General features: G+C 60.3%; 5 protein-coding genes and 1 tRNA gene. All 6 read right to left on the bottom strand.

Annotation, left to right across the window (positions count from 1 at the left end; all coding sequences use genetic code 11):
• Nucleotides 1–154 precede the first annotated feature (154 nt).
• On the bottom strand, nucleotides 155–1,186 hold the full coding sequence (locus QZ501_RS08210) for a transporter (protein ID WP_237416537.1): 1,032 nt from the start codon (nucleotides 1,184–1,186) through the stop codon (nucleotides 155–157).
• A 61-nt stretch (nucleotides 1,187–1,247) separates the two neighbouring features.
• Nucleotides 1,248–2,048 carry a C39 family peptidase gene (locus QZ501_RS08205; RefSeq protein WP_151439416.1) on the bottom strand — a complete coding sequence of 267 codons (801 nt, stop codon included), beginning with the start codon at nucleotides 2,046–2,048 and terminating at the stop codon, nucleotides 1,248–1,250.
• Nucleotides 2,049–2,253: 205 nt separating this feature from the next.
• A complete protein-coding gene (locus tag QZ501_RS08200) occupies nucleotides 2,254–4,122 on the bottom strand; it encodes a SurA N-terminal domain-containing protein (protein WP_295718659.1) in 1,869 nt (622 codons plus the stop codon).
• 87 nt (nucleotides 4,123–4,209) lie between these two features.
• Nucleotides 4,210–4,286, bottom strand: a tRNA-Asp gene (locus QZ501_RS08195).
• A 27-nt stretch (nucleotides 4,287–4,313) separates the two neighbouring features.
• Nucleotides 4,314–4,586, bottom strand: coding sequence for a nucleoid-associated protein HU-beta (gene hupB / locus QZ501_RS08190; RefSeq protein WP_095617009.1), 273 nt, complete (start codon nucleotides 4,584–4,586; stop codon nucleotides 4,314–4,316).
• A 209-nt stretch (nucleotides 4,587–4,795) separates the two neighbouring features.
• Entirely contained in the window at nucleotides 4,796–7,213 is a 2,418-nt protein-coding gene (lon, locus tag QZ501_RS08185; RefSeq protein ID WP_151439414.1) for an endopeptidase La, read from the bottom strand.
• Nucleotides 7,214–7,336: the final 123 nt, after the last annotated feature.

Below are 7,336 nucleotides of genomic sequence, written 5' to 3'. Positions count from 1 at the left end.
GAGCGCGGCGGCCTTCGGATGCACCAGCAGCTGATGGCTGAACTGGGCCTGCGCCCCCAGGGACACGGCCGCCAGTGCCAGTGCGCCGAATACACGTGTGCCGACGCCATTCGCTCGCATTACTTCCTGCTCCTTATCGCCCTTGATCCACGCATCAGGATGATTCAGACAGCCCGGAAATATTGATGGGCATGGAGAAGCCGATGGTGAAATCCGGTGCTCCCCTCGTCATACCAAAACCAACACTGGTATTGACGATGGTCTGATCACTGATCCGCGTGCCCAGTGACATATTGATGATGCCCGCCATCTGGGAACTGGCCGTTGCCTCGGTGCCATCGCTGAAGCTCAGGACGGTCTCATCGTTGTAGGTAAGCTGGACCGACAGACTCAGCGATATGTCGTAGGACAGCGAATAGGAGAAGCCACCGGAGCCGGAAAGCGTGAAGCCGGGCTCAAGCTCCTGCAGAAGCCGGGCACCGCGCACCTGTTTGAGATCCTTCACTTTGTGGTTGTAACGGAGACTGCCGGAGCCGAACAGAACCACCGGATCCAGCACCTTGGAAACACTGGCGCCCCCGCCGATCGAGTAATAGCCACTGCCGGTGGACAGCTGACGATTGACGTCGATCTCGTAGGGACTCACGCCGGTCTTGGAGCTCAGCGTCCCGAAAAGCGTGGTGGACATGGTGCCCGGGATATGGGGGTTGGGTTGCCAGCGCGCGGTAAAGGAGATATCCCCCACGTCGTTGACGTTCAGATCCTCCTGGGTATCAAACTTGGTGGTCAGGGGAATCCGCGTGCCCAGCGTCAGGTTGTCGTAGAACCCGTAGTCGTAGGAAAAGGCGTTGGTGAAGTTGTGGGTGGCTTCCGGCGTCACATCCAGATTCCGGACCTGGCTGTTGATGACCTCCAGGTCCAGGTTCTGTGTTCCGGAATAGGAGTAGTTAAAGGAGTAGTTCAGTGACTGACGCCCAGCCTGCAGCAGCGAGTAGTTCTTTTCCGCCGCCTGGAAGACTTCTTCCAGCTGTTCGGTGGAATCCTCATCCCCTTCCTGCTGGGCGAGCGCCTCCCGGGCCTCATCCACAGTGGCACCATCGTCTTCCTGCTGCTGGGCCGCGGCGGGCACCGCCAGTGCGCAGAGCAGCACGAGAACGGCCAGAAGCCAAAGCACAGAGCGCGTCATAGCGGATTCCCTGTATCCAGTTCGATGCATAAAACCACCAATCACCTGTCGTCCGTGAACTTCATCGATCACGGAAATAGAGCTGTTTGCGCGTGTTCTCAACGCTGCCGTCCGGGTTGTTCTTGAGCCGCTCGAGTTCATTCTGGATGTCCCACATGAGCGCTTCGTGGAATACCGGGAACTCCTGGCGTGCCTGCAGCGTCAATGTCTGGTCATCCACAAAGCGCATATCCTCTTCCTTAAGGGCCAGATTGTTCAGGGGCGGTTCCTCGCCCGGGAAAACGATGAAAAGAACGTTCTCCGCCCATTTCTCCTGGAATTCATGCAGCGTGAATGACAGATTCCCGGCGGCCGGATCCGCGACAAAAACACGCCCTTCGCGGATGTCACGCACCACCACGAAATGCTCGAAACCGGCATGGTTGATGGGGACGATGGCCGGATGGTCGAGCTCGGCCAGGTCCGAAATCTCAGCCCGGAAACCGCCGGAGGGGAAGCCAAGCTCAGTGACCAGGCGCTTCATGTCCAGAAGCGAAAAGGCACGACGCTCAACAATGCGCTCACTCTCCCCGTACTGGAGCAGCCCTTCCATGACCTGACGCTCATTGAGGTTCTGGCCCACGTAATGGCGCAGAATCGTTGTGAGCGAGGCCGCGCCGCAGCTGTAGTCATACTGCTGGCGCACCACGTTGCGGAATTTCTGGGCCCTGAGCGGTTCCACCTGATAGCGGTGTAGAAGGGAATCCGGACTCTCGTTGTAATGCTGCTCATAGATGAAGGTCCCCCTTGGATGGGGCTCCACCTCGACGACTTCCTGCGTCATGGAGAAAGTCAGCAGTGATCCGGCCAGAACGAAGAGCATGAACGCCTGTCCCTTATAAACCCGACGGAAGACGGTGTCGGAAGGGACCATAGCGAATTTAGGGGAGGCTGAAAGATAACTGGTCCTCAATTCTCGGTCTCTTAAACCGTTGGAATTCGGACCATTCCCGGGCGGGAATCAATTTTGTGACACAGGTGGAAAGGCGATGGAACCGGGTTTGACGACCCGGCTCCATAGGGGGGAATCAGTTGCGGTTGATGTCCGCTTCAGCTCTGAGGGACTCAATGTAGGCCTGATAGGCCATCTGGCCATGGCGCCGCCCCAGAGAGGCTCCAAGGTTCGAGGCCATCATGCTGACCGTGGCGGAATCCGGCGGATTGACCGCATCAAGACGGATCAGGGCGACAGCATTGGGCAGATCCACAATACGGGTGCTGGCACCGCCGTTCTGTGGCGCCGGCATCTCAAAGGCGGCATCCCGGACCACGGCCTGCGCCTGCAGGGAACGCCGGTTGACGCCCTCAAAGGACTCCCATTCCGTGCCGGTTCCCATATCCGGTTCAGGCAGCCCGGCATCCGCCGACATGTCCGCGGCCATGCCTTCCAGGGATTCCCTCAGCGCCTCGCGAGCCTTTTTCTGGCGCACAAGCTCCGTGACCTCTTCGCGTACCTGGTCAAAGGACTTCTGTTCGCGCGGATAGTACTCGCGCACCCGCGCCACCACGGAGACGCCATCACCGGTTTCCACCACCTCAGTGTTGAAACCTTCCTTGCGCACCTCCTCTGTGAACAGCTGCTCGCGCAGTCCTTCATGGTCGAAGGGAGCCCTGGCCTGATCGGGCCGTACCCCATCACGGGTCTGGATGGAGGCATCAATGAGCTCAGCTGGTGCCTCGAGGTCATACTCGGAATAGGCCATGTCCGCCAGCTCCTCGCTCAGCTCCACATAGCGGCGCTCTGCCCTCTCCCGGGCGATGGTCTCGCGCAGGGACGCCTCCATGCTCTCAAAGCTCGGAGGCTCCTCTGAGCGCACATCCAGCAGCTTGATGAAATGCTGACCGAAGGAGGTACTGACGGGCCCAACCACCTTACCGGTCTCCTCAATACTGAAGAGGGCCTCGGAGAAGGATTCGTCAAAGTCATCCCGTGAAGAGAAGCCGAGCTTGCCACCCTCATCCGCGGTGGCTCCGTCATCGGAGTATTCCGCTGCCAGCTCGGCAAAGGAGCGGCCCTGCTTCAGACCTTCCTGCACCGCCTCGACAGCGGCTTCGGCATCTTCCCGGTCCTCACGGATCAGGATATGGGCCGCATTGCGCTGTTCATCAGCCTGCATGGACTCAACACGCTCACGGTAGCGGTCCCGGACTACTTCCTCTTCGATCTCGGAGGGATCCACCAGCTCGGAACGGTCCAGTGTGATCCAGGACGCATCAACGGATTCGCTCTGGACAAAGCGCTCCTGGTTGTCCTCGTAGAAGCTCCTGAGTTCCTCGTCAGACACTTCCATGGACTCCGCGCGCTCGCCAACCGGAATCTGAAGGACAGAAAAATCCCGGGTCTGGGTCAGCAGCGAGGCCACCCGTTCCGTTTCGGAGGGCGCACTGAAGGCGCTGCCCTGGATCACAGCCTGGATGACACGGCTCAGATGATCCTGCTCCAGCATGGTCCGGAACTGGTCCACCGTCATACCCTGGTTGCGGACCGCCTGTATGAAGCGCTCCTGGCTGAACTCACCGTTGACCCGGAACTGCTCGGCACCGGTGATCATGCGGTCCAGATCGGATTCCGAAACCTGGAGCCCGCGGGAGCGGATGTCCTGACCAATCAGCTTGTCCCGGATGAGTGAATCCATGACCTCTTCATTGAGTGCGTCCATGTCGATCCGGGATGAGTCCGGGTTTTCCATTTCCTGCAGCCGCTGCTGCCGCCGGATCTGGACCGCACGTTCGAATTCCCGCTCGGTGATGGGCTCACCGTTGACCGTGGCGATCTCGTTCTCGCCGCTGCCGCCCACGATGGAGTCCAGCCCCCAGATGGACAGGGACAGGATCAGGACCACGATGATGGTCTTGGCGATCGTTCCCTGGGCGTTCTCCCGGATGTTCTGAAGCATTCCGCGTTCCCCTGTGTTCCCGCACTTCCACGGGTGACCTGTGTTTAACGTAAAAGGGCGCATCCCTTACGGCATGCGCCCAAAGTCTGGCGGAGCGGACGGGACTCGAACCCGCGACCTCCGGCGTGACAGGCCGGCATTCTAACCAGCTGAACTACCGCTCCGTCGAAACAGAATGGCGGGATCCGCCGTTACTGGACGGCGTCCTTCAGGGCTTTGCCGGCCTTGAAGCTGGGTACCTTGGAAGCGGCGATCTTGATCTCCTCACCGGTCTGCGGGTTGCGGCCGGTGCGTGCTGCCCGCTCCTTGACGGAGAAGGTCCCGAAGCCTACCAGCGTGACCGGATCACCCTGCTTGAGGGATCCGGTGATGGAATCAACCATCGCGTCCAGTGCACGACCTGCTGCGGCCTTGGAAATATCGGCAGAATCTGCGATAGCGTCGATCAGTTCGGACTTATTCACACTAAACCCCTTTTTCTATCTGGTTCCATGTTGGACGTTGTGTTTCTTTTTCGGCGCCAATGACTATGGCACACGCCATCGGAGAATTCCATGGCCGCAGGCCGGGACATCCCTCACCCTGCGAGCCCTGACAGGGTGGCCCATGGCTCCGCTGAGAGGCGAAATACGTTATACCAACGGCCTTTAAACAGTGTCAATGACTCCACCTTTCAGTGGGTATTCACCCGTTCGTTACCGTCGGCATCCTCATCACGGCTGCCCGGATGGGCGGGAGCATCCGCGGGCAGCGGTTCCGGCTGCCGGGTCAGCGCGATATCGAGCACCTGGTCGATCCATTCCACCGGACGGATTTCGAGAGATTCCTTGATGTTGTCCGGAATTTCCTTCAGATCGCGCACGTTCTCTTCCGGAATCACCACTGTCTTGATGCCGCCCCGGTGTGCCGCAAGCAGCTTCTCCTTGAGACCACCGATCATCAGAACGCGGCCACGGAGCGTGATCTCGCCGGTCATCGCCACGTCCGCGCGCACCGGAATGCGGGTGAGTGCGGAAATCAGCGCGGTGCACATGCCAATGCCCGCGCTGGGACCATCCTTGGGGGTCGCACCTTCCGGCACATGGATGTGCAGGTCCTGCTTATCCTGGAAATCCGAGGACAGCCCCAGCCCTGGGGCACGGCTCCGGACCACTGTCAGGGCCGCCTGTATGGATTCCTGCATGACGTCGCCCAGTGAGCCGGTCTTGACCACCTTGCCCTTGCCGGGCGTCACAGCGCACTCCAGGGTCAGCAGTTCGCCACCCACCTGGGTCCACGCCAGGCCCGTGACCTGCCCGATCTGGTTCTCTTCCTCAGCCAGACCGTACTTGTGGCGCCGGACGCCGGCATAATGCTCCAGTGTCTCGGGGGTCACCTCCACGGCATGGCGCTCGCCGGCTTCCACGTGCTCACGCACCACCTTGCGGCAGATCTTGGCGACTTCGCGTTCAAGGTTCCGCACACCCGCCTCACGGGTGTAATACCGGATGATGGCCTGCAGTGTCTCCTCCGGCAGGCTCAGCTCTTCTTCCTTCAACCCGTTCGCCTTGAGCTGCTTCGGCAGCAGGTAGCGGCGGGCGATATTGACCTTCTCATCCTCGGTATAGCCCGGAATACGGATGATCTCCATCCGGTCCAGCAGGGCATCCGGGATGTTCATGGAGTTCGACGTGCATACGAACATCGTATCCGACAGATCGTATTCGAGCTCCAGGTAGTGGTCACTGAACGTGTGGTTCTGTTCCGGGTCCAGGACTTCCAGCAATGCCGAGGACGGATCACCACGATGATCCATGCCCATCTTGTCCACCTCGTCCAGCAGGAAGAGCGGGTTCTTCACGCCCACCTTGGACAGACGCTGGATGATCTTGCCGGGCAGCGCCCCGATGTAGGTGCGGCGGTGACCACGGATCTCGGCCTCATCGCGCACACCACCCAGCGCCATCCGGGTGTACTTGCGATTGGTCGCGCGCGCGATGGACTGCCCCAGTGACGTCTTGCCCACACCGGGCGGGCCCACGAGGCACAGTACCGGCCCTTTCACCTTGCGGACACGGCTCTGCACCGCGAGGTACTCAAGAATGCGTTCCTTGACCTCATCCAGACCATAGTGGTCTTCATCCAGAATGCGACGCGCACGGTCGATATCGTGGCGCACACGGCTGCGCTTTTTCCACGGAATGGCCAGCATCCAGTCAATGAAGCCCCTGACGACGGTCGCTTCCGCGGACATGGGCGACATCATCTTGAGCTTGTTGAGCTCCTGCTCGGCTTTCTCCCGGGCCTCCTTGGGCATGCCGGAAGACTCGATCTTCTGCTCGAGCTCCTCAAAATCCTGGCCGCTGCCGTCGCCGAGCTGCCCCATCTCCTTCTGGATGGCTTTCATCTGCTCATTCAGGTAGTACTCACGCTGGCTGCGCTCCATCTGCTTCTTGACGCGGCCACGGATGCGCTTTTCCACCTCGATCAGGTCAATCTCGCTGTCGAGCTTGCCCAGCAGCTGCTCAATACGATGGCGCAGGTCCAGGGTTTCAAGCAGTTCCTGCTTCTCAGCCACCTTGAGTTCCAGGTGGGAAGCCATGGTATCCGCCAAGCGGTCCAGCTCCTCGATGCCCTGCAGGGAGTTGCTGACCTCGTTGGGCACCTTCTTGGACATGCGCGCGAATTTCTCGAACTCCTCCATCAGGGTCCGGACGAACACCTCTTCCTCACGCGCCTCCACGCCGGTCTCCGGAAGCTGGCGGCAGCTGGTGGTCACATACTGGTCGTCGCCACCCAGCTCGTCCACGGATGCCCGTGCATGCCCCTCAACCAGGACCTTGACGGTCCCGTCGGGCAGCCTGAGCATCTGCAGCACCGTGGCGATGGTGCCTATGCCATAGAGGTCATTACGGCCGGGATCATCCGTCTCCGCATCCCTCTGGGCGACGAGCAGGATCTGCTTGTCGTTCTCCATGGCGGCTTCAAGGGCATTGATGGACTTCTCCCGCCCGACGAAGAGCGGAACCACCATGTGCGGAAACACCACCACATCACGCAGGGGCAACATGGGGAGTTCAAAAGGGGTATGGCCCTGGGGCTGCTCTGTCATGATCTGACCTCTGAACTGGGGAAGTGGGCGACGCCGGGATCCTGAGAGTGGGCACAGTCCCGTTTCGCTGACTCTCTAGAGAATGGGGGTTAAGAGGGGCGGCTTCAACCCGCCTGCCAGCCG

The organism is uncultured Halovibrio sp. (genome assembly GCF_913056445.1).
Taxonomy (GTDB): Bacteria; Pseudomonadota; Gammaproteobacteria; order Pseudomonadales; family Oleiphilaceae; genus Halospina; species Halospina utahensis_B.
The sequence above is the reverse complement of the archived record's forward strand: the minus strand, read 5'-3'. Positions and strand labels throughout refer to the sequence as shown.